At 55.5% G+C, this 24,494-nt stretch carries 27 protein-coding genes and 1 tRNA gene; 6 read left to right on the forward strand and 22 right to left on the reverse strand.

What is annotated here, in order from left to right; genetic code table 11:
• The first annotated feature begins 55 nt into the window (after positions 1-55).
• The gene (locus tag G6Q15_RS06400) at positions 56-1,030 is read left to right on the forward strand and encodes a nitronate monooxygenase family protein (RefSeq protein ID WP_164116845.1); all 975 of its coding nucleotides are present in this window, start codon (positions 56-58) and stop codon (positions 1,028-1,030) included.
• Here G6Q15_RS06400 and G6Q15_RS06405 read toward each other — a convergent pair.
• The 14 genes from G6Q15_RS06405 to G6Q15_RS06465 form a co-directional block, all read right to left on the reverse strand.
• Complete coding sequence (locus G6Q15_RS06405) at positions 1,027-2,970, reverse strand: potassium transporter Kup (RefSeq protein WP_164116847.1); 1,944 nt, start codon at positions 2,968-2,970, stop codon at positions 1,027-1,029. The two genes, G6Q15_RS06400 and G6Q15_RS06405, sit on opposite strands and share 4 nt — an antisense overlap.
• Positions 2,971-3,087: 117 nt before the next feature.
• Positions 3,088-3,783: a tetratricopeptide repeat protein gene (locus G6Q15_RS06410; RefSeq protein ID WP_164116849.1), complete on the reverse strand. Its 696-nt coding sequence runs from the start codon at positions 3,781-3,783 to the stop codon at positions 3,088-3,090.
• Complete coding sequence (locus G6Q15_RS06415) at positions 3,783-4,211, reverse strand: cytochrome c-type biogenesis protein (protein ID WP_164116851.1); 429 nt, start codon at positions 4,209-4,211, stop codon at positions 3,783-3,785. Before G6Q15_RS06415 ends, G6Q15_RS06410 begins: the two co-directional genes overlap by 1 nt.
• Positions 4,211-4,738: a redoxin family protein gene (locus G6Q15_RS06420; RefSeq protein WP_164116853.1), complete on the reverse strand. Its 528-nt coding sequence runs from the start codon at positions 4,736-4,738 to the stop codon at positions 4,211-4,213. The genes G6Q15_RS06415 and G6Q15_RS06420 overlap by 1 nt, the downstream gene beginning before the upstream one ends.
• Positions 4,735-6,693, reverse strand: coding sequence for a heme lyase CcmF/NrfE family subunit (locus G6Q15_RS06425; protein ID WP_164116855.1), 1,959 nt, complete (start codon positions 6,691-6,693; stop codon positions 4,735-4,737). Before G6Q15_RS06425 ends, G6Q15_RS06420 begins: the two co-directional genes overlap by 4 nt.
• Positions 6,690-7,148 carry a cytochrome c maturation protein CcmE gene (gene ccmE, locus G6Q15_RS06430; protein ID WP_164116857.1) on the reverse strand — a complete coding sequence of 153 codons (459 nt, stop codon included), beginning with the start codon at positions 7,146-7,148 and terminating at the stop codon, positions 6,690-6,692. The genes G6Q15_RS06425 and ccmE overlap by 4 nt, the downstream gene beginning before the upstream one ends.
• A 10-nt stretch (positions 7,149-7,158) precedes the next feature.
• Positions 7,159-7,287 carry a hypothetical protein gene (locus G6Q15_RS12285; RefSeq protein ID WP_275897591.1) on the reverse strand — a complete coding sequence of 43 codons (129 nt, stop codon included), beginning with the start codon at positions 7,285-7,287 and terminating at the stop codon, positions 7,159-7,161.
• A complete protein-coding gene (gene ccmC / locus G6Q15_RS06435; RefSeq protein ID WP_164116859.1) occupies positions 7,284-8,027 on the reverse strand; it encodes a heme ABC transporter permease CcmC in 744 nt (247 codons plus the stop codon). The genes G6Q15_RS12285 and ccmC overlap by 4 nt, the downstream gene beginning before the upstream one ends.
• Before the next feature lie 117 nt (positions 8,028-8,144).
• The gene (locus tag G6Q15_RS06440) at positions 8,145-9,212 is read right to left on the reverse strand and encodes a Glu/Leu/Phe/Val dehydrogenase (RefSeq protein ID WP_164116861.1); all 1,068 of its coding nucleotides are present in this window, start codon (positions 9,210-9,212) and stop codon (positions 8,145-8,147) included.
• A gap of 47 nt (positions 9,213-9,259) precedes the next feature.
• A tRNA-His gene (locus tag G6Q15_RS06445) sits at positions 9,260-9,336 on the reverse strand.
• 205 nt (positions 9,337-9,541) lie between these two features.
• A complete protein-coding gene (gene gspK / locus G6Q15_RS06450) occupies positions 9,542-10,540 on the reverse strand; it encodes a type II secretion system minor pseudopilin GspK (RefSeq protein ID WP_164116863.1) in 999 nt (332 codons plus the stop codon).
• The gene (gspJ, locus tag G6Q15_RS06455) at positions 10,537-11,154 is read right to left on the reverse strand and encodes a type II secretion system minor pseudopilin GspJ (RefSeq protein WP_164116865.1); all 618 of its coding nucleotides are present in this window, start codon (positions 11,152-11,154) and stop codon (positions 10,537-10,539) included. Before gspJ ends, gspK begins: the two co-directional genes overlap by 4 nt.
• Complete coding sequence (gene gspI, locus G6Q15_RS06460) at positions 11,154-11,525, reverse strand: type II secretion system minor pseudopilin GspI (RefSeq protein WP_240330787.1); 372 nt, start codon at positions 11,523-11,525, stop codon at positions 11,154-11,156. The genes gspJ and gspI overlap by 1 nt, the downstream gene beginning before the upstream one ends.
• Positions 11,512-11,994 (reverse strand): GspH/FimT family pseudopilin, encoded by a 483-nt coding sequence (locus tag G6Q15_RS06465; protein ID WP_164117001.1) that lies wholly within the window; start codon positions 11,992-11,994, stop codon positions 11,512-11,514. The genes gspI and G6Q15_RS06465 overlap by 14 nt, the downstream gene beginning before the upstream one ends.
• Before the next feature lie 167 nt (positions 11,995-12,161).
• Here G6Q15_RS06465 and G6Q15_RS06470 point away from each other — a divergent pair, with 167 nt between their 5' ends.
• Genes G6Q15_RS06470 through G6Q15_RS06490 form a run of 5 tightly spaced genes read left to right on the forward strand, consistent with a single transcriptional unit; the run spans position 12,162 to position 16,413 of the window.
• Positions 12,162-12,788 carry a 2OG-Fe(II) oxygenase gene (locus tag G6Q15_RS06470; protein ID WP_164116869.1) on the forward strand — a complete coding sequence of 209 codons (627 nt, stop codon included), beginning with the start codon at positions 12,162-12,164 and terminating at the stop codon, positions 12,786-12,788.
• 52 nt (positions 12,789-12,840) lie between these two features.
• The gene (locus tag G6Q15_RS06475; RefSeq protein WP_240330788.1) at positions 12,841-14,061 is read left to right on the forward strand and encodes an Nramp family divalent metal transporter; all 1,221 of its coding nucleotides are present in this window, start codon (positions 12,841-12,843) and stop codon (positions 14,059-14,061) included.
• A gap of 5 nt (positions 14,062-14,066) precedes the next feature.
• Positions 14,067-14,819: a 5-oxoprolinase subunit PxpA gene (locus tag G6Q15_RS06480; protein WP_240330792.1), complete on the forward strand. Its 753-nt coding sequence runs from the start codon at positions 14,067-14,069 to the stop codon at positions 14,817-14,819.
• Positions 14,816-15,472, forward strand: a complete 657-nt coding sequence (locus tag G6Q15_RS06485) for a carboxyltransferase domain-containing protein (protein WP_164116873.1) — start codon at positions 14,816-14,818, stop codon at positions 15,470-15,472. Before G6Q15_RS06480 ends, G6Q15_RS06485 begins: the two co-directional genes overlap by 4 nt.
• Positions 15,469-16,413, forward strand: a complete 945-nt coding sequence (locus G6Q15_RS06490; RefSeq protein WP_164116875.1) for a biotin-dependent carboxyltransferase family protein — start codon at positions 15,469-15,471, stop codon at positions 16,411-16,413. Before G6Q15_RS06485 ends, G6Q15_RS06490 begins: the two co-directional genes overlap by 4 nt.
• A gap of 30 nt (positions 16,414-16,443) precedes the next feature.
• Here the strand turns inward: G6Q15_RS06490 and rpmE are convergent, their stop codons facing one another.
• The 8 genes from rpmE to uppS all read right to left on the reverse strand — a co-directional run bounded on the left by rpmE (position 16,444) and on the right by uppS (position 24,462).
• Positions 16,444-16,671, reverse strand: coding sequence for a 50S ribosomal protein L31 (gene rpmE / locus G6Q15_RS06495; RefSeq protein WP_164116877.1), 228 nt, complete (start codon positions 16,669-16,671; stop codon positions 16,444-16,446).
• 96 nt (positions 16,672-16,767) lie between these two features.
• Positions 16,768-17,235: a 3-hydroxyacyl-ACP dehydratase FabZ gene (gene fabZ / locus G6Q15_RS06500; protein WP_164116880.1), complete on the reverse strand. Its 468-nt coding sequence runs from the start codon at positions 17,233-17,235 to the stop codon at positions 16,768-16,770.
• A 6-nt stretch (positions 17,236-17,241) separates the two neighbouring features.
• Positions 17,242-17,889, reverse strand: coding sequence for an OmpH family outer membrane protein (locus G6Q15_RS06505; RefSeq protein ID WP_205518110.1), 648 nt, complete (start codon positions 17,887-17,889; stop codon positions 17,242-17,244).
• Between the two features lie 5 nt (positions 17,890-17,894).
• The gene (gene bamA, locus G6Q15_RS06510; protein WP_164116884.1) at positions 17,895-20,513 is read right to left on the reverse strand and encodes an outer membrane protein assembly factor BamA; all 2,619 of its coding nucleotides are present in this window, start codon (positions 20,511-20,513) and stop codon (positions 17,895-17,897) included.
• Between the two features lie 208 nt (positions 20,514-20,721).
• Positions 20,722-21,834 carry an RIP metalloprotease RseP gene (rseP, locus tag G6Q15_RS06515; protein WP_205518111.1) on the reverse strand — a complete coding sequence of 371 codons (1,113 nt, stop codon included), beginning with the start codon at positions 21,832-21,834 and terminating at the stop codon, positions 20,722-20,724.
• A gap of 13 nt (positions 21,835-21,847) precedes the next feature.
• Positions 21,848-23,014: a 1-deoxy-D-xylulose-5-phosphate reductoisomerase gene (dxr, locus tag G6Q15_RS06520; protein WP_240330789.1), complete on the reverse strand. Its 1,167-nt coding sequence runs from the start codon at positions 23,012-23,014 to the stop codon at positions 21,848-21,850.
• Positions 23,015-23,024: 10 nt separating this feature from the next.
• Positions 23,025-23,804 (reverse strand): phosphatidate cytidylyltransferase, encoded by a 780-nt coding sequence (locus G6Q15_RS06525; protein WP_164116886.1) that lies wholly within the window; start codon positions 23,802-23,804, stop codon positions 23,025-23,027.
• Positions 23,794-24,462, reverse strand: a complete 669-nt coding sequence (gene uppS / locus G6Q15_RS06530; protein WP_164117010.1) for a polyprenyl diphosphate synthase — start codon at positions 24,460-24,462, stop codon at positions 23,794-23,796. The genes G6Q15_RS06525 and uppS overlap by 11 nt, the downstream gene beginning before the upstream one ends.
• Between the last annotated feature and the right edge of the window lie 32 nt (positions 24,463-24,494).

Consider the following 24,494-nt stretch of genomic DNA (forward strand, 5'->3'; position numbering starts at 1 on the left):
ACTGAACACTTAAATCTTGCTGGACAAGTTTTACGTAAACGTTAGGGTACACCCCATGACTTTACCCTCTCCGCTCTGCGATAATCTGCGCCTGCCCGTCATCGGGTCGCCGCTTTTCATAGTTTCTGGTCCCGAGCTTGTTATTGCCCAGTGCAAAGCCGGTATTATCGGCTCTTTTCCCGCGCTCAACGCACGGCCGCAAAGCCTGCTTGATGAATGGCTGCACCAGATTACCGAGGAACTCGCCAAACATAACCGCGAAAACCCTGACCGCCCTGCTGCGCCCTATGCAGTGAATCAGATCGTGCATAAATCGAACGACCGGCTCGAGGCGGACATGGCGACTTGCGCCAAATGGCAGGTGCCGATGGTTATCACTTCTCTCGGCGCGATTGCGGACCTGAACAAGGCCGTGCATAGCTGGGGAGGCATCACCATGCATGACGTGATTAACGACCGGTTTGCGCGCAAGGCGATTGAGAAGGGCGCAGATGGCCTGATTCCTGTTGCGGCGGGTGCGGGCGGCCATGCGGGCGTAACCTCACCTTTCGCGCTGATGCAGGAAATCCGGCAATGGTTTGACGGCCCTGTCGCGCTGTCCGGTTCTATCGCACATGGCGCTTCGGTGCTCGCTGCACAGGCGATGGGCGCGGATTTTGGCTATATCGGCTCCGCATTTATCGCCACAAAGGAAGCCAATGCCGATACGGAATATAAACAGGGCATTGTTGATGGTAAGGCGTCTGACATCATCTATTCCGACCTGTTTACCGGTGTCAGCGGCAATTATCTGCGCGGTTCGATTGAAGCTGCCGGGCTTGATCCCGACAACCTGCCCGAAGGCGATTATAAGACCATGGATTTCGGATCCGGTGGCAATACCGATAAAAAGGCATGGAAAGACATCTGGGGCAGCGGCCAGGGCATTGGCGCGGTCGATGCCGTAGACAGTGTCGAAGACCTGGTGGCACGGCTTGAGCGTGAATATGTGGCTGCGCGGGAGTCGCTGGCGCAGCGGTCGGGATATTAAATCTCCACCTGGCTGCCCAGTTCCACGACACGATTGGTCGGCAGGCGGAAAAATTCCATGGCGGTTGCCGAATTGCGAAGCATCCAGGCGAATATCTTTTCCCGCCAAAGCGGCATGCCCGGTGTTTTTGATGCAAGCAGCGTCTGACGCGACAGGAAGAAGCTGGTCTGCATCATATCAAATTCACCGCCGCAATGTTCGACAGCTTTGAGTTTCTCCGGAATATTGGGATCCTGCATAAAACCGTATCGCAGCACCAGCCGATAGAAACCATGGCCCAGATCCTCAATCTTCTGACAGTCTTCAGCAGCTACATAAGGCACTTCCTCAATCTGAACAGTGAGAATAACGACGCGTTCATGGATCACTCGGTTATGCTTCATGTTATGGAGCAGCGCAGAAGGGACGCCCGCCGTGCTGGACGACAGGAAAATAGCAGTGCCCGGCACCCGCGAGGCACTGTTATTGGCGGATTTGACGAATATTTCCATCGGCAGGCCAGTCTCGTCCATCCGCTCTTTCATTAGTTTACGCCCCCGCGCCCACGTGGTGAGCAGCGTAAAGGCAATCGCACCGATCAATAGCGGGAACCAGCCACCATCAGGAACCTTGGTCATGTTCGCCACGAAATAAGCGCCATCAACGATAAAGAAGAGTGCGATAAGTGGTAGCGCATACCAGAGCTTCCATTTCCACAGCGTAATCACGAGCACTGCCAGCAGACAGGTGTCGATCAGCATCGCCCCTGTCACGGCAATCCCGTAAGCAGATGCCAGCTTGCTGGACGACTGGAAGGTCAGCACAAGTATAAGCACCGCCGCCATCAGCATCCAGTTGATTACCGGAATATATATCTGCCCTGCTTCCGACGCGCTGGTATGCTTGATGGAAAGGCGCGGGATAAAGCCAAGCTGTATCGCCTGGTGCGTGATAGAAAAAGCACCTGAAATAACAGCCTGACTGGCGATGAATGTCGCCACAGTGGCGAGCAGCACCAGCGGCAGGCGAAAAGCCTCTGAAGCCAGCAGGAAGAAAGGGTTTTGGATGACTTCCTGCGCCGTGGCAGGGTCGAGCGATGCGATCATCGCGCCCTGCCCGAAATAATTGATCAGCAGTGCAGGCATGACAAAATAAAACCAGCTCAGCCGCATCGGCCCACGGCCAAAATGACCCATGTCGGAATACAGCGCCTCTGACCCAGTCACGGCCAGCACCACCGAACCCAGTGCCAGAAACGCGAGCATGCCGTCGCTGATAAAGAATTGCACAGCGTACCAGGGGTTGAGTGCCAAAAGGATTTCGGGATGATTGAATATCTGAATTGCGCCCAAGGTCGCAATTGCGCTGAAATAGACGATCATCACCGGGGCGAACAACGCCCCGATTTTAGCGGTTCCGCGCGATTGCAGAAAAAATAGGAACACCAGCAAACCCACTGCGATAGGCAGGACCAGCGGCTGCAATCCGCTTTCCACCACGGTCAGGCCTTCCACGGCGGAAAGCACTGAAATAGCAGGCGTAATCATACTATCGCCGTAGAACAAAGCCGTTGCAAAAACGCCTAGCAACACCATAAGTCCGCCATATTTGGTGCGGCTCACACTGCGTGAAATCAGCGCAACCAAGGCAAGGCTACCCCCCTGCCCCTTGTTATCCGCACGCATCAGGATGGAAACATACTGAATAGAGACGACCAGTGTCATCGACCAGAAAATCAGGCTGACAACACCGTAAATGTGTAATTTGTCGAGTGCGAGATGATGTGCGCCCACAAATGTCTCGCGAAAAGCATAAAGCGGACTGGTACCAATATCGCCAAACACGATACCGATGGCACCCACGGCCAGTTTAAGCATCGGGCCATCGCTATGACCGCCTGCGCCTGCGGTTTCGTCATCCGCATTTTCAGCCGCGGCTGCCAATTCGCTGTCTGTAACCATAGGGCGTGTTGCCTTTCGTTTTAGGCCTGCCCTGATCAGCGCGAGCCTGCAGAGACTCGGGAAAAACGGACAAGACCCGCGCACCTATCACGAGTCATATTGCGGCGCAACAATCGGCTAGTTGGCAGGCGTGGTTTGCTGCGTATCATCGCCGGGCTGTTGCGGCACGGTGAGTTGTGCATTCGCACCCAGGCTGGCATCAACCCGCGCGATCAGGCTTTCGAGCTGCGCACGGATGGGCGCATCTTCGGGTGCACGGTCCAGCAACGATTGCCACAGCGAGCGGGCTTCCTCTAACCGCCCGGATTGCGCAAGTGCAAGGCCCAGAAAATAGGGGGGCGCAGGGCTATCCGGCGCAATGTTCGCAGCCTTTTGAAAGGTATATTGCGCTGCCGGGGAAATAAACCCGTCGCTATGCCCGACAAGCGCATTGCCAAGCGCAACCCATAAGTCAGGGTTTTCAGGCTGTTTTTCGATGGCATTTTTCAGGATGACGGTTGCGCTTGCAAATTTGCCTTGCTGGCTTTGTGCATCGGCCATAACCAGCCAGCTGCGCGCACCGCTAAATTCATAATCCATGCCCTTGCGCTGCTGTAACATGGCGCGCTGTGCTTCGTTATCCGCTTCGGAAAAGTCTTCTGCCGCGGCCTTGGGCGCGCCTGCGTAACTAGGATTGCCTTGCCATGCATATCCGGCGATGCCCAATATCACGGCTGCTGCAACAAATTCCCATGACCCACGCGGTATCCGCGCCCAGAATACCAGAATGGCAAGCGTGATAACCGCGATCAGAGCAATAATAAGCCAGCCCATCAGCTGTCCTTCCCGTCATCTGTATGCGCGCGGCGAAATCGGCCACGCATCAAAAACAAAGCCAACAATAGCAATATGACCGGCGCTGCCCAAAGCGGCCAGGTCACAGCGCTGACTGTCGGCGCATAGCTTACCCAGTCGCCATAACGTTCCACCAGCCATGCACGGATCGCTTCGGGGTCTTCACCCGCCGCGATGCGCGTACGCACCTGGTGGCGCATATCACCCGCCATAGGGGCATCGCTATCTGCAATCGACTGGCTCTGGCATTTCAGGCAGCGCAGTGTTTCCATTAATGCTTTGGCTTCGGCCTCCTGCGCCGGATCATCAAGCTGCTGATAGGCATAAGGCGCAGGCGGCATGGATTGCTGGGCCACTGCCATACCCACCATGCCAAGGAACATGGTTATGATAACTAAAAGCCGCATCACCGTGCTTCCTCCAGTTTTTCCAGCAGCATCGGCACATCGCTGGCACGGATATCGCCGATATGCTGATATGTAATCCTGCCCTGGCCATCGACCACAAATGTTTCTGGCACACCGGATGAGCCGATTTCCAGCTGCACGGAGCTCAGGTTATCCGCTCCGATTTTCGCATAGGGATTGCCATTGCGGGCCAGGAATGCAGCTACATCCGCCGGCTTGTCACGGATCGCGACACCATTTATTTCCGCGCCTGCATTGGTCAGTGCCTGTAAATGCGGCGCCTCGGCAATGCACGGCACGCACCAGCTTGCAAAAATATTGAGCAACTTGGGTTTTCCGGTTGTAAAATCGGTCGTGGAGAGTGCCGGACGATCCTGGACCGCCTGCGGCAAGTTAAACTCAGGCAACGGCTTGCCGATCATTTTTGACGTAATAGTGCGATCGGACGGAGAAATGAGGCCACCCGCCACCACAATGAAAAACAGCGCAAACAAGCCGAATGGCAGCCATAGCTTCCAGTTTGTCATGCCGCTGCCTCCTCTGCCTGTGCATTCTGTGCATCCTGCATATCATGCCTGCGCCGCTTGATATCACGCACAGTGCGGCCGATCAGCGCCAGCAGCCCGCCCAGACCAATAAGCAGACCGCCATACCAGATAAAGGTCACAAACGGCTTCCACCAAAGACGCAGCTGCCAGCGGCCATCAACATTTTCCTCACCCAGCACAACGTAAAGCTGTCCATTCCAGCGGGTAAGCAGTGCCGCTTCGCTAGTCTGTGTGGGCGGTGAGGAGAAATTGCGCGATTGCGGGTTCAGCGTGTCCAACTTGCCCGAAGCAGTTACTTTGGCTGTGATATTGGCTTCAAGTGCAGTCCAGTTGGGACCTGCCACCGGTTCAATCGTGTTGAAAGTGAGCGTGTAGGGCCCGACCTCATGGCTTTCACCAGGCTGTGATGCCACCAGTACTTCCTGGTTAAACGCCGATTCCGACGCCATTCCGAACAATGCGACGGCGATACCCATATGCGCGATCACCATGCCCCAGATATTAAGCGGCGTACGCAGCAGGTTGCGCCGCCAGAGCGGGATGATGCTGGCTATGGCAAGGCCGGTAGCGAGTATCAGTCCCAGTAACGGCAATATGCCGATTTGCCCGCCAAACAGAACCACAAGGAGCAGTGTCACCGCCGCGACCAGCGCCGGCAGCGCCATCATGTTTAGCAGCTTGCGGCCGCTATCACCGCGCCACCGCAGCAACGGTCCCGCCGCCATCACGACCAGCATGGGCAGCGCAAACGCTGCGCCCACCGGATTGAAATAGGGCGGGCCCACCGACACTTTCGTTCCCATCGCCTCTGTCAGCAGCGGATAGAGCGTCCCGATCAACACGATGCCCAGTATCGCGGTGAGCAGCACATTGTTGAGCACCAGTGCACCTTCACGGCTGAAGAAACTGAACCGCGTGCCTTCGCGTATCGTTACGGCGCGGATAGCGAATAAAGCCAGCGCGCCGCCAATATAAATGGCCAGCAACGCCAAGATGAAACTGCCGCGCTCCGGGTCCACGGCAAAGGCATGCACACTGGTCAAAATGCCAGAGCGTACCAGGAACGTGCCAACCATCGACATGGAAAAAGCGACAACCGCCAGCATGATTGTCCAGGTTCTGAGCGCACCGCGCGTCGCCAGCACACTGACCGAATGCAGCAACGCAGTCGCCGCCAGCCACGGCATGAGTGAAGCGTTTTCGACCGGATCCCAGAACCACCAGCCACCCCAGCCGAGTTCGTAATAGGCCCAGTAACTGCCCGCCGTGATGCCCAATGTCAGGAATATCCACGCGCCCAGCACCCATGGCCGCATCGCCCGTGCGAAAACCGGCCCGACATTGCGGGTGATAAGCGCGCCCACGGCAAAGGAAAACGCCACCGACAGACCGACATAGCCGATGTAGAGCGTCGGTGGATGAAAAGCGAGCCCGGGGTCTTGCAACAGCGGGTTAAGTCCTTGCCCTTCGGGTGCCGGAGATGGCAGTCGCTCGAACGGGTTCGAAGAAAAAAGCAGGAAAGCATAAAAACCGATACTGACAAAGGCCTGCGCCGCAAGTGTGGCGATCATCGTATCGCTGCGCAGCCTTTTTTCGAGCAGTGCGATACAACTACCGGAAAGACCCATAATCGTAACCCAAAGCAGCATGGAGCCTTCATGATTACCCCATGTACCAGCAAATTTATACAGGAAGGGTTTTGCGCTGTGGCTGTTCATCGCCACCAGCTTGACCGACAGATCAGTACGCAGGAACAGCCAGATCAGCATCACGAACGCAATCGCGACCAATATGCCTTGCACTATCGCTACGGGCCGGATGATGGAGGCAAGCTGCTCTCCTTTGCCCGCCAGCGAAAACCCGCCGGCAAGCAGCTGCAGCAACGACAATGCCGCCGCCAACCACAGACAGGCAAGACCTGCTTCTGCAATCATTTGGTAACCGTCGCTTCGGCTTGTTGCTTGATCTCGTCCAGCTTCATATCTTCCAGTTCGCGCGGCATGTAATTTTCATCATGTTTGGCGAGCAGGTTATCGGCGACAAATGTGCCGCCTGCATCCATCCGGCCTTCCGCCACTACGCCCGATCCTTCGATAAACAGGTCCGGGGTAATGCCGCGATAGGTTACCGGCACGCTGGCCTTGCCATCCTCGACAATGAAATTGACCGTGACACCATCCGCGGCCTGTTCAATCGATCCGCGTCGCACCATGCCGCCCAGCCGGATTGCACGGCCCGCCTCGACACCTTTGGCCTCAATATCCGATGGCGCATAAAAATAGGATGCCTGATCCCGCAGTGCATAGGCCGCAAGCAAGGCCGCACCAATCAGCGCCGCAAGAGCAAGTAATATAAGCGTGAGACGCTGATGTTTTGCTTTTACCGCCACTTGCTTCTTCCTATTTGCGTTTAATGTCTTCGAGACGTTTTTCGGTCCCTTTAAGGCTGATATGGCAAAAACCTATCAACGCCAACGTGCCCAAAATGGCTATGGCATATACCACCATGACATAATCCCACTGGTTCATGATACGGATGCTCCCATAGCTTTGCGGCGCAGCCGCCCCTCAATACGGATTTCAGCCAGCATCGTGCGCATGCGCATCAGCACGAGCGCACCAAAAATCAGGCTGAAACCCAGAACAGCGATCGCCATTGGCCACAGGAATACCGGATCAATCGACGATTGTCCCATGGTAATGCTGGGCGGTTGATGTTGGCTGTTCCACCACACTACCGAGCGGTTGATGATCGGGATATTGACCGCACCTACTATACCGAAAATGGCCGCAATGCGTGACATGCCGCTGCGCCCGGCCGCAGCCTCTGCCTGGCTTTCACGCGCCAGCGCCATATAGGCGAGATAGAGAAAAAACAGCACCAGCATGGATGTAAGGCGCCCATCCCACACCCACCAGGCGCCCCATGTCGGCTTGGCCCAGATGGCACCGGTGATCAGGCACAATGTGGTAAAAAATGCGCCGGGCAGTGCCGATGCACGTGCCGCAATGGCCGCTAGCGGGTGTCGCCAGACGAGTTCAACGATAGAAGCTATGGCAATGCTGGTCCAGCCCGCCATGCCCAGCCATGCGGCAGGCACATGCACATAAAGGATGCGCACCGTTTCCCCCATGAGCCGGTCAGCAGGCGTCGTGAACAGCCCCATGTAGAATGATATCGCCACCAATGCGACACCCAGCCACAACAGTATCGGCGTAAGCGGGCGAGCTATGGAAAGGAAACGCGTCGGATTGGCAAAGCCATGCATCGAATATCATACCATCTTGTAGGGTCTGGAACCGTTATGGGCGACCTTCACAATCATGCGCTCCTGTTGCCATGACGTAGGTCACACGGCAAGGATTTTCGCAAGTCTTTGTGGGCTTCAGCCGCGCCCAATCAGCTCCTGCGCCATACGGTCGGCAACAATCGCGGAAGAAACACCTTCATTGTCGCTTTTCTGCCAGATCTCCATCAGGCGTTCAGGAATCTGCCTGAGCCGTTTACGCACTTCATTGACGTCGCAGAAACTGCCGTCCTGTTCCGACAGATATTCGAGCGCAACGCTTATAATACCGCCGGCGTTGATGACATAATCCGGCGCGTATAATATGCCGCGGTCATACAGCATTTCGGCATGACCGGGCTTTGCGAGCTGGTTATTGGCGCCACCCGCGACAATCCCTGTGTCCAGCCGGGCAATACCTTCATCATCCAGAATCGCGCCCAGTGCGTTCGGGCTGAAGACATCGGCTTCTACACCCATAATCTGCTCAGCAGTTACTGCCTTGCCGCCAAGTTCTTCGGCAAGCTGCACAGCGCGGTCATGATTGACGTCCGCAAGCGTCAGTACTGCACCGTCCTTGGCCAGCAGCCGCGCCAGACCGCCGCCTACACTGCCCACGCCCTGCACCGCCACGCGGACACCATCCAACTTGTCAGTTTTAAGCTTGTGCTGCACTGCGGCTTTCAGGCCCAGATAAATGCCCATAGCGGTAAATGGCCCCGGATCACCGCCCGCAGAACCTTCTTTTTCCACCGGCAGCCCAGACACGTATTTGGTGCGTTTCGATATGGCGACCATGTCCGCATCACTCATGCCGACATCTTCTGCGGTGACATAACGGCCACCCAGGCTTTCAATCGCATCCCCAAACGCGGCCAGCATATCAGGAGTCTTGCGGTATTTTGCATCGGCCAGGATTACAGCCTTGCCGCCGCCCATAGGCAGGCCCGCCATGGCGTTTTTATAACTCATACCACGGGACAGCCGCAGCGCATCGGTCACCGCTGTCTGCCGGTCGGCATAATGCCAGAAGCGCGTGCCACCCGCCGCAGGGCCGAGATGCGCCGAATGCATGGCAATAATCGCGGACAGCCCCGATGTACGGTCGTGCACAAAATGTACGGCTTCATGTTCATCGAAATCGGGCAGGTCCCACATTGACGTCACGCCGCGCACTCCTTCTGGCAGAGGAAATGGGCTATATGTCCTTAAAATGGGGCGATCGAGGGGTCTCGAACCCCCGACCTCCGGTACCACAAACCGGCGCTCTAACCAACTGAGCTACGATCGCCACACTAAGTGCACACCCATGAGCGGGCTCTTTAGGGTTGCAAGCACCAAACCGTCAAGCGGTGATTGGCCTCAGTAATCATCTTGCACAATGGTTATCCTGAAGAAAGAAAAATCGCCAATAGACTTGTATTTTGTAATATTATAAAGTCCGCCTGCCCATCCTCGACAGACTTCCAAGAGAATATCTGCTTAACTCCGCAGACTCACAGATCCTCTCCCCACTGCCGGTGCACCAACCGTGCCGGAGTCAGGCTGGCGTCGATAAGCGCACGCTCAATAAGCTCGGCTTCACCCAGTTCAATTGTCATGTCGAGCATGAACCAGCGGGTGCGCACCTGTACCTGGCGCTGCACCGGACGCGGCAGGTTTTCCAGGTTGGAAACCGCAGCCTGCCAGAATTGCCTTGCTTCTGCAAACCCACCCGCAGGACGCGCGGCCAGCGCACGTTGCGCCCGTTCGGGCGGCAGATAGCTCGGCGCCATCATGGTGAGCAAAACTGCCTGATCCCCACCCAATGTATTAATATTAATGGGCGAAAGCTCAGCCATAGGCAATGCGCATACCCAGCGCCGCAATGCTGCATATATATCCGGCGTAACGCCTTTGATCGTACGCAATTCAGTGGGATCGGCGATCAGCCGGTCAGCTGTAAGATAAGGCGTATCAAGCTGTAGGTAATAACCATCTTCAGCTCCGCCACGTTCCAGGTTTTGGTCGCTATCAATCCAATCGGTCAGGCTTGCGGCCACAATATCCGCTTCGTTGGCCGGGATTTTGAGTGCGTACATCAGCGATTTGAACTGCTGTACCCCGACACCATTAACGCGGTAATTGCCCTTCGCACCGCTGACGACCGAATTAAGATTGAAACAGTTACCACCATCGGTCACACGCCCGCGCGCTAGGCCATTTTCAAACGGCAACGTGAATTCGCGTCCAACCCAGCCGCTCTGATTGGTGGTCCGTGCCGGGTCCGCATCGACCAGCCTTTTGATTTGGGTAATAGCCAGGTTTTCCGCAGCCACCGAATACAACCGTGCCTGTGACAATGACTGTCCGTTGGCGGCAAGACGGGTGGCAATACTCACCCGGTCGAGCATGATTGCGGCGATGATGGAAATCACAGCAACCAACAGCAGAACTGTCAGCAAGGCCGCACCGCGTTCGCCGCGTACAAAGTGTATGTTCTTCGGGCCACTCACTGGTAATTTGCCCCGACCAGCACCACCAGCCGGATAGGTGCCGCGGCCCGGCCATTGCGCACCGATTCGACCAGCATTTCCACCGCTACGGGCAGTGATTCGGGAAGCTCCGGCTCCCAATTATCGCTCCAGACACCGCGCGAATCGCGGAAACGGAGCTTCACCCTGGTCACACCGGGCATAAGCAAGCTACCTTCACCCGCGCTGCTGCCATCCAGCATCGCATGGGTGCGCCGCTCCAGCCTGTCCCCTGCCAGATGATATTCCACCAGTTGCAGCGACGGGCGCGGCGTTTCTTCAAAATTGGTCCAACCGCCCCGCGTCAGCCGCATCAACAGGGTCGGTTCCTGCGCATCGCGTATTTCAAATGCGCCCCGCCTGACATCACGGATGGTGCGCGATGTACGTGGTACTGCCTGCGCCAGATCAGCATTCAATACGGCAGTGAAACGGCGCATATCGGCAATTTCCTCCAACCGTTCACGCGAGGAATTTTCGGCATCCACACTGAACCGCAGCAGCATGACCGCACCCGATGCGATCAGGCCAAACACGAACAGCGCCACCATCATTTCGACAAGGGTGAAGCCCGACTGGGATGATTGCCGTACCATCAGCGCGGCCGCACCACATCAAGCGTCACCGCCGAACCGCGACCTTCGGAAACCGCAATATCGACGCGCACCAGCGTGTCATTATCCCCAATCAGCTCCGCCCGCCGCGTCCAGTTGAATTCACGCCCGAAATTCGTGACTGTCCCGTTCGCCTCCCCCAGCGAAGGCGCACGCGGGTCGGTCAGGATTTCAGCGGCCAGGTTTTGCGCCACAATCTGACGTTCAAACCGCTGGTCAAGATCGGCCGTTTGCGACAGGCTGGCGCTGGTCATGCGCAATAAGGTGAGTGCAGCCAGACTGAATATCGCGAGCGCCACCAGCACTTCCAGCAGGGTAAAGCCGTTGCCGCGAATATTGCTATTGCCCGACACGGATATCTCCATTGCGAGAAATTTCCACGCGGACACTATCTCCCTCACGGCTGAGCACGACCTGCATATCCCCGCTGGCAAGGCCGACCGGATCAAATATCAACCGCTTATCCGTGCCGCCCATTTGCTGCGCCACTGTGCCCTCGCGCCATGGCGTAAAGGCAAAAGGTCCTTCCGCATGCGGCTGCCACGCGCCTGCGCGGCGCTGTTCAAACCGGTATCCCGACGTATCCAGTGCCAGCGCCATTGGCCGCGATTGCAGTACGGCATTGTCGCGTGCAGCAATAACACGTCCGGCAAATTTTTCCGCTTCATTCACCAGCCGTCCGCGCGGATCGGGGATGGTGAATATGGCAATCCCGGCGACCAGGCCGATAATGAACAGGACAATCAGCATTTCGACCAGCGTAAAGCCCTGCTTAGCTAGCTGCTGCGTGCTATTTCGCTTGATTGCGTTCAAGAGTGCCATGTCCACTCGCATTCCATGCCATGCCATATCAAGGCATGTTCCTGTTACGCGCCTTATGTGCCCTGGCCCCGCCTCGGTCAATATCCCTTGCCAATATCAGGGCTTGCAATTACCCGGCGTTTTCACGAAGAAAAGCCCATCACAACCCGTGCAGATGGAGAAGCGGCATGTCCAATGAGGCTGACATCGAACATATGCTGGCAACACCGCGTATCCAGCGCGTACCAACGCCCAAGGCGCAAGTCTTTGCACTTCGCAGTTTCCTGAACCAAGATATGTGTGCGCAGCTGATCAATCAGATTGACAGCAATCGCCGCCCCTCCACCATCGCCGACCCGAATGGTGACAATTATTTCCGCACCAGTGAAACCTGCGATCTTGATATGGATGACCCGATTGTCGCCGCACTGGATGACAGGATATGCCGCTTTTCGGGTATTGACCCGCAATTTGGCGAAACGCTGCAAGGACAGCGTTATAATGTGGGACAGGAATTTAAAGCGCATACCGACTATTTTGAACCGAATGGCATGGATTATGACAAATATTGCAGCGTTTCGGGGCAGCGCACCTGGACATTCATGATTTACCTGAATGACACTGAAGCAGGTGGCGCAACGCGCTTCAGGACACTCGGGAAAAGCTTCCACCCCGAAACAGGCCGCCTGCTGTGCTGGAACAACCGCAGACCCGACGGTAGTGTCAATCCGTCAACCATCCACCATGGCATGAAGGTGCGCAAAGGCGTCAAGTATATCATCACCAAATGGTTCCGTGAAAAACCCTGGGGCTGAATTTAAAAAAAGCCCACTTGCCACCGCGCATACAAACCGCCAATCTCACATCATGTCGAGCATGAGCAAAACCGGCCCCGGCCTTATCGTCGCAGCGGCCTTTATCGGCCCGGGCACTGTCACAACTGCGACACTTGCAGGCGCAAATTACGGCTATACGCTGCTATGGGCGCTATTATTCGCGATCATTGCCACCATCATCCTGCAATACCTGGCGGCGCGCATCGCCATATTAACGCAGCAGGGCCTCGCGCAGGCGATATTGGGTACATTGCCGCACGGCATCACGCGCATCGCCATGGCGGTGCTGGTACTAGCCGCGCTGGCCATCGGCAATGCGGCTTATGAAGCCGGTAATATTGGCGGCGGTTATCTGGGGCTGGAAACCATGTTTCCCGCACTAGCAGCGCACAAGAATATCGCCATTGCCGCCATGGCGGCGATTATCATTGCCCTGATTGCGCTGGGCGGGCTCAAGCTACTTGAAAAGCTGCTTATCGCTTTGGTGCTGCTGATGAGCCTGGGCTTTCTGGCGAGTTTCTTCGCGCTTCGCCCTGACTGGAGCGCTTTGTTTGCAGGGTTTGTGCCTTCCATCCCGGGTGGTGCAGAGTTAACCGCCATTGCGCTGATCGGCACAACCATCGTGCCCTATAACCTGTTCCTGCATGCTGCAATGGCAAAGGACCGCTGGAAATCGGGCGACGACCTGCACGAAATGCGGCGCGATACGGTTACATCCATATCGCTGGGCGGGCTCATTTCACTGGCAATTGTGGCGACGGCGGCTGCGGCGCTGTTTCGGCAAGGTCTGGTTATCAAGGGTGGTGCGGACATGGCGCTTCAGCTCGAACCGTTGCTTGGACCATGGGCGCGGCAACTTATCGGTATGGGCCTGTTCGCAGCAGGCATTACGTCCGCCATCACCGCCCCGATGGCGACCGGGTTTGTCGTCCGTGAAATCGCGGTCCAGTTCCGGCCGGACCTCGTGGAAAACACACATATCTTCCGCTGGACTGCGATTGCCATTGTTGCCATTGGCGCATTTTCGGCACTGTCAGGCATGAAACTGGTCGAGCTTATCGTGATTGCACAGGCCGCAAATGGTTTGCTGCTACCGCTGGTGGCCATCCTGCTTTTCCGGCTCGCCAATAATGCTGAGCTTCTTGGCGAAAAGCGCAATGGCACGGCGCTCAATATTGCGTGCCTGATAGTCATTGGCGTATCGTTGCTGCTCGGTTTCCGTTTGGTCGCGCGAGCGCTAGGATATTGGTGAGCACGATGCAGATCGACCTCAATGCCGATCTGGGTGAGGATGAGAGCGCAGAGGCCATCGCCCGTGATACTGCGTTGATGCAACATATCAGCAGTTGCAATATCGCCTGTGGCGGCCATGCCGGATCAGCAGAACTGATGCGCACCATGCTGATGGAAGCTACAAAAGCAGGCATTGCTGCGGGTGCGCACCCTTCTTATCCTGATCGTGCAGGTTTCGGGCGCACCGCCATGAATATCGCACCTGAGGCGCTCTGTCAGAGCTTGATAAGCCAGATACAGGCGCTCACGGACATTGCCGCCGAAATGGCTGTTCCGCTTACCCATATCAAGCCGCATGGCGCGCTGTATAATGATCTGGCCGCCGACCATGCACTGGCAGATACAGTGGCATCTGCCCTCCATGGCGCCTTTCCCGATCTTAAGATTGTTGGACTTGCGCACAGCCTATTTGAACATGCGGTCCATGGTACAGGGGCGGTTTTTGTGCGCGAGGCCTTTATCGACCGCCGCTACACCAGGGACAGGGAGCTGGTGCCAAGGTCATGTGATGATGCAGTCCTGCGGGATGAAAAAACGCGCATAGCGCAGGCACTGTCGCTTGTGCGGGACAATATTGCTTTGGCGGATAATGGTGAGCCGATAGAGATTGCCCCGCAAAGCCTGTGTATTCATTCCGACAGCCCCGGTGCAGTGCAAACTGCAGATGCAATAAACACCGCGCTTGCCCGTGAAGGTGTGAAAGTCACCACGCCATGAACGGCCATGACATCTATCTGGCCGATGACTGGATATTGCTTCGCGATCTGGAACCAGCCGCCATATGGCGACTCACAGCGGCCGCTGACACTCAAGTAGAATGGCAGGAAATAGTCCCGGGAATAGACAGCCTGGCGCTTAAATATGACCCGCTGGTACTGGATTTAGAGGCGGCACGGATGTTGGCTGTGCAATTATATGATCGCGCCGACACAGTCACGCCGCAGCTCGCAAAACCAATCACCCTGTCCATATGTTATGACCTCCAGTTCGGACCAGATCAGGCGCTCGTTGCAACACATCTGGGTATAGAAATTGCCGACCTGCCAGACTGGCACATGGCACAGGATTACCATGTCGCCATGCTCGGCTTTCTACCTGGTTTTGCCTATCTGCAAAGCGCAGCGGAAATTGTCGATATTCCGCGCCTTGACGCCCCCCGCGCCTGTATTGCCGCAGGGTCTGTAGGGTTACTTGGACAGCAATGTGGTCTTTACCCTGTGGAAGGTCCCGGTGGCTGGCCCGTTATCGGGCGTATTGCCGCCAGCCTCTTCGATACTGGCAAAACTCCGCCCGCACTGCTTTCACCCGGTCAGAAAGTCAGCTTCCGTGCCATATCGCGCGCAGAATTTAACGCACTGGATGCACCATGAGCTTCACGGTCATCACAGCGGGTCTGCAGGCCAGCATTCAGGGGGCGCCGTACCGTACCATGCGCGGCAGCGCTATCCCCGCATGCGGCGCGGCCGATCCACTGTCACTTGCACTGGCCAATCGCCTGCTTGGCAAACCTTCAGGCGCGCTTGCCATTGAAATTACGGCAACGGCCTGCGCCTTTCGCACTGATATGAGCATGCATATCGCGCTAACCGGCGCGGCGCAGCGGCTTTATATCAATGACAGGTCTGTCTCGCCGCATGCCAGCCACGCTGTTCACGGCGGAGACACCATCATCATTTCTGCACCAGACACTGGTGTGCGTTCCTACCTTGCCCTCTCGCATGATATAGATGTTCCGCGCCCTTTCGAAAACGGCTCCACCTGCTTTAGCGGAGGGTTTGGCGGACTTGATGGCCGCGCACTCGAAAATGGTGATGTGCTATCTCTCCGGACCGGACAGTTCAGTGTCCCGGACAACGTTACACCACCAGGGTTGCGCCCTGTTTTTACCGGAGGCTTCCTGCTCCGCTATGTCGAGGGAGCCGAGCATGGCTATCTTGATGCCGACAGTGCCGCCTGGCTGTCCAGTCAGCAATGGCGGGCTTCGCCGCGCATGAACCGCATGGGAATTGCCTTGGATGGCCCCGTTCTCTCACTTGCAGATAAGAAAAACCTGCCCAGCGGCGCGGTATTCCCCGGCACTATCCAATGCCCACCTAGTGGACAGCCGTTCCTGCTTGGCGTGGATGGGCAGACCAGCGGCGGCTATCCATGCATTGCACAGATAATCCGCGCCGACCGGCATTTAATTGGTCAGATACGGCCGGGCGACACCCTGAAGCTGGTACGCAAAAGACCGTTACAGGCACAACAGATTTACCGCCAGAAAATGGATTTCTGGCGGCAATATCTACCGGACTTCCGGCTGGATTAATATGGCAGCGTCTACGCGAGACGCACGCAGCTATTTTTTGAGCGAAAGACCGCCGAAACGCTTGTTAAAGCGGGCCACCTGACCGCCTTCCTGCATCAGGCGCTGATTGCCGCCGGTCCATGCAGGGTGCGATGTCGGGTCAATGTCGAGCGCCAGTGTTTCACCTTCGCTGCCCCAGGTGGAGCGCGTCTGGAACTCTGTGCCGTCTGTCATTTTGACAGTGATCATGTGGTAATCGGGGTGAATATCGGTTTTCATGTCTTTATCTCCGGTGCGGCTGGTTTCCGACCAGCCAAGGAATCTGTAAAGCGCGGCTGATACCCGCGCTGAAAACGAAATGCAAGCAATTAGGCGTTAATTCGGCGCGTCGGCAATCATTGCGGTGAAGCTTACTTCACATGCGGTCTTATCGCCAATTTTGGCTTCCCCGCTAAATTTGCAGACACGTGCGCGTTTCTGCTCGAACTTCACATGCAGATCAAGCAGGACGCCCGGCTCTACGGGTGCGCGGAATTTCGCATTTTCGATGGCCATAAAATAGACCAGTTTATCACTACCAGCGAGATCCAGCGATTCGACCGCAAGCACGCCTGCCGCCTGAGCCAAGGCTTCAACAATGAGCACACCCGGCATAATCGGGCGTCCCGGGAAATGGCCCTGAAAGAACTGTTCATTCATCGTCACCGCTTTCACGGCATGAATCGATTCGTCCTTGGTCAGCCGCTCCACCCGATCAACCAGAAGCAACGGATAGCGGTGCGGCAAAGCTGCCATCACCTTGGTTACATCATAGGGCTGATCGGCTGGAGAGCTGTCTGTCATCGGTAATTACCGGCCTGATGGCGCAGGCTGTTGTTGCTGTTGTTGCTGCTGCTGTGCTGCGGCACGAATGCTCCCAGGCTGATACCCAGCCGGCGGAATGGCATTAACCGAAGGCACCAACGTATTGAGCTGCGCTACGATTGCAGGCGTTATGTCAACATAGGGTTCACGTGCAATAATGGCTTCAGGCGATATCAGCATATCAACCTTTTGCGCTTTCATGGCTGCACGAACGGCATCAGCCAACCTCATATCAATCTGTTCAATGACATAGGTCCGCGCCAGTGAAACCCGTGACTGCAGTCGGCTCAGTTCCTGCTGGCCCGCGGCACGTTTTTGCTGGAGCGCCTGTGCCTGGGGGCGGATGCTTTCCTGCGTTGCGCCAGGCTGGCTTGCTGCCGCATTATAAGCATCCACAAATGGCTTCATCTCCGCATCCAGAGCTGTAGCGCGGGTCTGGGTCTGCTGGATATCTGCCGCATATGCGGTGTTAATCTGCTGTTCGGCTGCACGATAGGCATTTGACTGTACCAATGCGCTTTGAACCTGCGCAGTTGCCATTGCCTGACGTGACTGGGCCGAAGCAGCGGGTACCAGAGCTACGCTGCCACCGGCCAGAGCCAGGGCAGATGCACATGCGAATGTTTTAATCATATTCATTAGAATTGTGTTCCTACGTTAAATGTGAAAAGTTTGGTATCATCACCGGGCTCCTTAAGCAGGGCCTTGGCGATGTCGATCCGGAACGGACCAAATGGGGAATTCCAGTTGACGCCTATACCGACGGAAACACGCGGACTGGCAGAATTCCCAAAAAATTCTTCTTCAAAGGCAGGGATGTTGCTGCCAATTGCTTGGTTATCTGTTCCATTACTGGTCATCTCTATCGTCTGGACAAAGCTGTTGCCATTGTCCGGATCACTCAGGACCAGATCGCCATTTGCATCCGTTTCGAAGAAAATGGGGTTATTGTCATTATCACGTGTTGGAACAAAAAATCCAGGCGGCGGGTTTGAGATAATAGATGGCGTAGTGATATTGAATACTGCGCCGACATCAACAAATACAGACGGACGCAGACCCAGTTCGCGGGCACCGCTGCCCAACGGAATTTCAAGCTCTGCGCGTCCCAGATAATAACTCCTGCCACCGATAGCATCATCAGTGATCAGATTTTCGTCCGTGACCAGATTGCCATCTGCATCATAGGGTGTGCGAACAACGCGTGGGCCTACACCGCGAATATCAAAGCCGCGAATTTGTGGCTCTCCTAGGAAGAAACGGTCTGTCAGGCGTACATCATCTATACCATCTGCCGAGGCTCCACGATCTTCAAATGGAATGATATGGCCACCCTCAGCGCTGAGGCTGAAAATAAAGCCGCCCAATACGCTCCAATGCTTCGATGCATTCAGCCGTGTCCGCAGATATTTAACCGACCCCCCCAGTCCGGCAAAGTCCTGAGACAGTGTCACTGCCTGCCCCCGTGAGGGCCTGAGGCGGCTATTGCGGTCGTCATAGATAAGCGAATAGCCCAGCAGCGAGGTTGTGCGTTTTCCTATGGCGTCACAAAGAAAGCGGCCGGCCAGAAGCGGTTCGCACTGCTCTATGCCGTCACCGTCAAAGTCATTGAAGAACTGCCCTTCATCAAGCGTGACGTCGTCAAAGGTAAGGCTGTAGCGACCAAGCACCGACAGATATTCGGTAAGCGGCACGCCAACACGCAAAGACAGGCCGGTAGATACCTGCTCATAAGTCGAGCGTCTATCACGGTTAAAGCTGCCTGAATTCAGGTCACGCCGAAAAATATCACCGCCAATGGAAATATTCCGATCAAAAAGGTAGGGTTCAGTAAAGCTAAGCTGCGCACTTCTGGAAAAGCGTGAGTAATTTACACTTGCGCCAATTGTCTGGCCTTTACCGCGGAAGTTATTCTGACGGACCGAGCCCTGCAAAATGAAGTTTTCGATACTTGAAAAACCAGCTGAAAGCTGAAGCTCACCAGTTGGCTTTTCTTCCACATTCGCTTCCAGGACGATGCGATCCGGAGCACTGCCCTGTTTTTGCTCAACCTCAAAATTTTCCTGAAAATAACCAAGTGAATTGATCCGGTTTTGTGAACGACGCAACAGAAAACTGTTAAAGGCATCGCCTTCATTAAGGCGGAATTCGCGCCGGATCACCTTATCCTGGGTCAATGTATTGCCGTTAACATCAATCCGCTCGACATAAACGCGCGGCGCCTCTGCGATCTGGAAATTGATGTTCATCGCCAGATTTTCCTTATCGCGATCAAAACGCGGTTGGACGTCGGCAAAAGCGTAGCCAAACAAGCCAGCCGTTTCGCTCAACTGCTCGACCGTATCCTCAACCTGTTTGGCATTGTAAAAATCACCCGCTTTCATGGGCAACTGCGCCGACAGGGAATCTGAGTCGAAGTCACGAATTTCGCTATCAACAGTGACATCGCCAAATTTATAGCGCTCGCCTTCTTCCACCACATAAGTGATGATAAAATCACGTTTGTCGGGCGTCAGTTCAGCTACCGCTGAAACGACACGGAAATCGGCATAGCCTTCAGTCAGGTAGAACTGACGCAGCTTCTGCTGGTCAAAGGCCAGCTTGTCTGGATCATAGGAATCACCTGAACTGAAAAAACGGTAGAAGCGCGACTGCTTCGTAACCATTTCGCCGCGAAGCTTTCCATCTGAAAACACTTCATTGCCGATAATGTTGATCTGACGGACCTTGGACTTAGGCCCTTCCGAAATCTCGAACACGATATCAACACGGTTTTGTGCCTGCTGCACCATTTTGGGCTCAACAGACGCGGCGAAACGGCCCTGGCGTTTGTACAGCTCGATAATACGGGCTACATCAGCGCGCACTTTGGTGCGTGTGAAAATCTGCCGGGGGGAGAGCCGGATTTCCGGCAATATCTTGTCACTCTTGATGCGTTTATTGCCCTCAAGGATGATACGGTTGACAACCGGGTTTTCCGCCACTTCAATAACAACCGCGCCGCCATTATTACGGATACTGACATCAGAAAACAGTTCCGTATCAAACAGGTCTTTCAGTGCTTGGTCGGCAGATTGCTGTGTGTAGACATCCCCGATGCGCAGGCGGATATACGAACGGATTGTGTCCGGCTCAAGCCGCTGCGCTCCGTTCACGGTTATTGAACGGATAACATCCTGCTGCGGAACCACGGGCGCTGGGTTAGCCTGCGTTTCTGTGGCCACTCCATCCTGTGCCAACACAGCGGAGGGCATCATTGTCAAACAGGAAGACCCCAGTAAAAAGGTCGCAAAACGTAAGGTTTTCAAGCCGGTCTTTTCAGATTTCACAGATATTCACCTTAAAATTCAAATCGGTTTATGCACACCGGATAACCGGCCTTACTATATCGGCCGCTTTACAGCGACCTCCCCTGCAACATCCCCGTCAATCAATCAAGACATCATATGCCAAATACCATGCTTATCAGCGGAAAAGCCCAAATGAAACCAGGTCATTTACAGTTACCAACAGCATTAAGGCCATAACCAACGCTAGGCCCGAACGAAATGCCCATTCCATAACCCGCGGATTGACCGGTTTTCTGCTGATTGCCTCAACTGCATAAAACATCAGATGTCCTCCATCGAGCATAGGGATTGGCAGGAGGTTGATGAACCCTAAGTTAATTGAAATCAGCGCGATGAAAAATATGAAGGCGGAAGCACCCGCCGCGAGTTGCTCGCCCGACACCTGAGCTATTTTAAGCGGCCCGCCCATTTCCCGCACAGAGCGGCGCCCAGTGATAACCTGACCAATGGTTGTAACCATAAGATCAACGATCTGCCCCGTGCGCTCAATACCGATCAGCGGCGCTTCATAAAACGGAACATCTTCATAGATCAGCTTGTCCGCGCCAATACCGAGCATGCCAACGCGGTATTCATTGCCGAACCTGTCTTTCTGGATATTCGTGCCAATCGTGAGCGGTAGCTCAAGCACATCACCATCCCGCTCGATACCCAACGCAATCTCTTCGCCAGGATGCGGGGAAATCATAGGCGGAATATCAGGAAAATATTCGACCTGCTCGCCGTCAACCGAAACAATCTTGTCGCCGACTTCTATACCTGCCCCTGCTGCTGCGGAATTTTCCATCACGGTTGTCACCACGGGCGGCGTTACACCTTTGCCATAAACCATTGCAAACCCAGCAAGGATAAGGATGGCAAACAGGAAGTTGATGGCGGGGCCCGCAAATACGATCAATGCACGCTGCCAGAGCGTTTTCGACTGAAACGTCTGGTTACGCTCTTCGGGCGGCAGGTTTATCCATTCTTCCGACTTGCTGGAAGACGGGTCCATGTCTCCTGCAAACTGCACATAGCCCCCCAGCGGCAGCATGCCGACTTTCCAGCGCGTACCACGCCGGTCGGTCCAGCCGGCAATTTCCTTGCCAAAACCGATGGAAAATGTGTCAGCCTTTACGCCAAACCAGCGGCCGACAAGATAATGCCCCATTTCATGAATGAAAATGAGCGGCCCCAATACGAGAAAAAAGGCCAATATAGTCAGGAAAAATCCGGGATTTTCAGGCAAGAAATACGTCCAGTTATCTGTAATTGTTTAAAATGTCTTGTGCAACGCTGCGCGCTTCACTGTCGATAGCCAATATATCCTGAATAGTGACTGGCTGCCCAGGGTCATAGCGCTCCAGCGTCTGCGACACAATTGCGGTAATGTCCAGAAAACCGCACTGCCCATTCAGGAAGCCCGCCACGGCCACTTCATTAGCTGCATTCAGTATGGCCGGGCGTGCACCGCCTTGAGATATCGCGACGCGGCAAATTGATGGTCCAGGAAATCTTTTATTATCAATTTCTTCAAAGCTAAGTTTGCCAACAGATGCCAAATCAAGTGGCGTACAATTAGTTGTCATACGCGCCGGCCAGGCCAGCGCACTGGCAATTGGAATTCTCATATCCGGCGACCCTAGCTGGGCCAAGGTAGAACAGTCGCGATACTCCACCATCGAATGGATCACTGACTGCGGATGCACCAATATTTCAATCTTGTCCAAACCGACAGGGAACAGGTGATAGGCTTCTATCAGCTCAAGCCCCTTGTTCATCATCGTCGCGCTATCGACCGAGATCTTGGCACCCATATCCCAGTTCGGATGTGCCACTGCCTGCGCAGGTGTCATAGCTCGCATTTCCTGCAGCGACTTTTCCCGGAACGGACCACCACTGGCGGTCAGCGTGATGCGCCGTACCTCTTCGATCTTTCCGCCCTGCAGGCATTGGAAAATCGCATTGTGCTCCGAATCCACCGGTAGCAATGTCGCACCGCTCTTTTGTGCAGCCGCCATCATCAGTGCACCTGATGACACCAGCGATTCCTTGTTCGCCAGCGCCACCGTACGTCCCTGTTCCAGCGAACGCATAACCGGGGCGAGTCCGGCACAGCCGACAATCGCCGCCATGGTCCAGTCTACCGGCATACTCGCCGCCTCGACCAAGGCTTCATCGCCAGCCGCGACATCTATATCCGTCCCTGCCAGTGCCGATTTCAGCGCTTCGTAAAGGTTTTCATCACCGATGACGGCGCGCCCTGCATGAAACTCGCGCGCAAGAGCGGCCAGCTCTTCCACATTGCTGTGCGCCGTCAGTGCTGCAACGCGGTAAGCATCGGGGTCCAGCCGGACAAGGTCGAGCGTTGATGAACCCACCGATCCCGTCGCGCCGAAAATGGAAATGGTTTTGGAATTGCCTGCCAACGCATCTGCCTCAGATAAATCTCAGCGCAGCGACAATCATCGCCGCCACAATTGCAACAGGCACCAGGCCATCGACACGGTCCAGTATCCCGCCATGCCCGGGGATAAGGTTACCACTGTCTTTCAGGCCCGCTTTGCGTTTCATTCCGCTTTCGAGCAGATCGCCGCATTGTGCCAACGCTGCCAATATGGGGCTGGCAAAGGCCAGGACCGCAGGAAGCCCTGCATAGATATGAAAAAGCAGGCCTGTCACGAGCGCCGCCGCCATACCACCGACCAGACCCGCCCAGGTTTTGTTCGGGCTGATCGAAGGAGCCAGTTTGGGCCCACCAATCGCGCGTCCTGCAAAATAGGCGCCTATATCGGTTGCCCAGACAATCGCCATTGCCCAGAAAGCGAGGATAAGTCCGTCTTCACTCGCGCGCAGGTAAAGCAGGCCAAGCACCGGTAGTCCGGCATAGAATATACCCGATGCCAGCGCCGCGCCGCGCTCTACGGCGCAGACAAACAGGAAGGCAGCTACGATCAGGCCCAGTGCCAGAAAACTGGGTCCGGCGGCCAATGGCGACATGATTGATATAGGTACGAACAGTGCTAACATAGCTAGCTTGCGATTTTTGGACCGTTCCACCAGCGCCGCCCATTCATGCTGCATGGCGACCGCACCTATCGCCAACAACAGCCAGAATGCATTGCCGCCCAGATATAGCGCAGTAAGCGCAATGACGCCCATGGCAACGCCGCTAATCACGCGCAGGCCCAGATCGCTTTTCTGCACCTTATCGTCCACCAAAACGCCTTTCACGGCCAGCAAAGCTGTCTATCGCCGCTTTTAGCTCAGCTGCACCGAAATCGGGCCACAGTACATCGGTAAAATAAAGTTCTGTATAGGCTGTCTGCCACAACAGGAAATTGGACAGCCGCTGCTCACCGGACGTACGGATCAAAAGATCCAATGGCGGCAGCGATGCGGTGTCCAGATGTGCGGCAAAATCGGCTTCTGTAATATCGCCAGGCGCAATTTCACCTGCCACGGCTTTTGCCGCAAGCGCTCGTGTTGCCCGGATCATTTCGTCCTGTGACCCGTAATTGAGCGCAATAGCGAGCGTAGTACCATCATTATGCGCGGTGCGGGCAATAAGGTCATCGATCATCGCCACAATGTCGCTTTCCAGCGCCTGGTAATTACCGATAACGATCAGGCGGACATTGTTGGCAATAAATTCATCAATTTCTTTTTTGATGAAATGCCGGAGCAATCCCATAAGATCGGATACTTCTTCTTCGGGCCGTTTCCAGTTTTCCGACGAAAAAGCATAAAGAGTGAGTGCTTCGAGCCCCAGGTCGCGGGCCGCACGCACCGTGCTGCGCACCGCATCCACACCGCGCTTATGCCCTGCGGCACGCGGCAGGTGCCGTTTTTTCGCCCAGCGGCCATTGCCATCCATGATGATGGCGGCATGGCGAACACCATGCGCCG

The organism is Sphingorhabdus sp. Alg239-R122 (genome assembly GCF_900537065.1).
GTDB lineage: Bacteria > Pseudomonadota > Alphaproteobacteria > Sphingomonadales > Sphingomonadaceae > Alg239-R122.